The sequence below is a fragment of the Pleurocapsa sp. PCC 7319 genome (assembly GCF_000332195.1).
Lineage (GTDB): Bacteria > Cyanobacteriota > Cyanobacteriia > Cyanobacteriales > Xenococcaceae > Waterburya.
Genome location: NZ_KB235916.1, coordinates 34,824 through 37,075, shown reverse-complemented (window position 1 = coordinate 37,075; position 2,252 = coordinate 34,824). Strand labels below are relative to the sequence as shown.

Sequence of the window (2,252 nt, the reverse complement as noted above, 5' to 3'; positions counted from 1 at the left end):
TCAATTTAAGATGCGTTCGCCCTAAGGTTTTATTCCTTTTAAAAAGTTACAGCCAGTATTGTTTGTTTCCTTCAAGCTCACCTGGATAAATGCCTTGTAATCTACGATAGGCAATACGATCCGCGCCAAATAACGGTATTGGCAAACGAGGGTCTTTTAATGAGCCATGATGAAGCAAAGTTAGTTTTAAAGTTGTATCTACCAAAGTTTTAAGATCAACAGCTGCGCCTTCTTCTCTTACTCGCAGACGTAGTGGTCTGGGAAGACCTATTCTTGGCGGAACTTGAGTTGTTACCAAAATTGCTTCGCGAGGCGATAAAAACAGTGCTAGTCCTCGCGTTGGATGCTGTAATTTTTGATTAGATAAGTTATGCAGGCGGGGAATTTGAGATTTGGCACATTCAACAAAGATAAATTCGGAGTTGATCGCATCTCTCCATGCCACAAGATTTTTAATTTCATCACCTCGAAATAAACCATCGCGGTAGATTAGTACCTTTTTGTTTCTAAAATCTTTGATAGGCAAAAAGTCCTGTAGTATTGTTCCAGGTATTTCTTCACCTTCGGTTAGCGAATCACTGGCTATTTGATAGCGAATAAACTCTCCTCTGGTGTTGTACAAACGAAGGCTGGCACAAGCATTGATACTGCCCTTGCCATTCTTCTTAGGCTTTCGAGAAATATCCAATCCAATAAAGTAATCAGCGATGGATAGGGATTCTGCCAAAATAAATGGTAGGTTGCCTAATTTAGCTAAAATCCCCAGTACAATATTTTGAGAAACCATTCTAGGTTTTTCGCGTAGGGTCTTTTCATATATTTTCTGACTAGCTACTCTTCGACGTAACAGACGACGATAAACCCAGGCATAAATACTATCGCCACCACTGTCATCTTGGGCGCGATCGCTTTGTGGCAGGAAGACTAAAACCAAATCAATAGGTACTTGTAAGACCTCATCAACTAAAGTCTGAACTTTGACCTTGGCTTCTGTGGTGGATAAATCTTCTAAGGATGCTTTTCTAATATTTTCTTCAGACAGAGTAAGTTGAAATGTATTAGTCTTCTGTTTTTCAAATTCTTGCCGTAAACCATAATAAAAAGCCTCATAGTCAACGTTTGAAAAATTGAGTATTCCCAAGCGAATCTTTCTCGCTGGATTTAAAAATTCTTGATGGCGACGATAAACACCACCCTTATACAGTCCACTTAATGTTCTACCTCTAGTGCTGGTAACGTTATTGCCAAAAAGCACCAAGGTGTCTTCTAATTTTGTCTGAGGTTTCCAAAACAAATCTGGATATTGTTCACTATTTAGGGTTTGCTGAATAACTTGACAACCTTGAGCCAATAAAGGTTATAAGGATTTTAGGCGCAGAAAAAAGTTAAGTAAAAATGGCGAAAAACCCCTAAAATTGGTAAAAGACCCTTGCACTTATCTGAGCAAGAACAAATGTACCGTAAAACTAGCCAGTCGGAGCTTACCCCAGAAAATTTTGAATTACCCTTTGAAAGTAAGTTGTCATCAGAAAACCGATGGGTAATTATGGCAGAGTTAATTCCTTGGTCAGATTTTGAGTCAGAATATGGTAAGAATTCAGGTACTAAATTGAGGGATTAAAGAAGGGCGATCGATAACACCGATAGTTGCCAATAAAGCTTGAGTGAAAAAATCCATCACAGAGCGACCCTGAAAACGGCAGGTTTGAATCACACTCAATAAATTAGCTGTATCTTGAAATCGTGTCATGCTGCGAGAACCACCACTTATTTTTCGTTTAGTGACTGCCAATCTTAAAGCACGTTCGGCGAGATTGTTATCAGGCGAAATTTCTGGATGGTCTAAGAAATACCACCATTGGTCTGCTTTTAATTTCAAATTCCGTAATAATTTACCAGCTTCATAACCTGCCTTCTCACTCCACTTACTCAAAGCTAAATTGATTTGAGTTTTTAATTGCGTAGTAGAATCGAGATATTGCTGCCGATGATTATTTTCACGCCATAATCGATGTTGTCGAAAAGCAGAATCCACAATTTCGGTCAAAGCTAGTCCCATTGATCCATTGTCAATTCCTGGTGTTTTCATGAGTCTTTGACAGTGACGACGTAAGTGAGCCTGACTATTTTTGTTGTGCTGCGACCGGATAGCCATTGTACACGCTGAAATCATCGGAGATAATGATTCCCGAATACTGCGCGCCTAGTTGGTCTTCTATTTCTTTTCTCGAACGAGTATCCCCCGCTCGAAA

The 2,252-nt window shown here is 39.5% G+C and carries 2 protein-coding genes and 1 pseudogene; 1 reads left to right on the top strand and 2 read right to left on the bottom strand.

What is annotated here, in order from left to right; all coding sequences use genetic code 11:
• Positions 1-46: 46 nt before the first annotated feature.
• Positions 47-1,351, bottom strand: a complete 1,305-nt coding sequence (locus tag PLEUR7319_RS33595) for a Piwi domain-containing protein (RefSeq protein WP_051044347.1) — start codon at positions 1,349-1,351, stop codon at positions 47-49.
• 102 nt (positions 1,352-1,453) lie between these two features.
• Between PLEUR7319_RS33595 and PLEUR7319_RS41145 the strand changes: the two genes are divergently transcribed.
• Positions 1,454-1,621, top strand: coding sequence for a hypothetical protein (locus PLEUR7319_RS41145; RefSeq protein WP_019503186.1), 168 nt, complete (start codon positions 1,454-1,456; stop codon positions 1,619-1,621).
• Here the strand turns inward: PLEUR7319_RS41145 and PLEUR7319_RS33590 are convergent.
• Positions 1,598-2,252: pseudogene (locus PLEUR7319_RS33590) on the bottom strand (transposase); the annotation flags it as partial. The gene PLEUR7319_RS41145 and the pseudogene PLEUR7319_RS33590 sit on opposite strands and share 24 nt — an antisense overlap.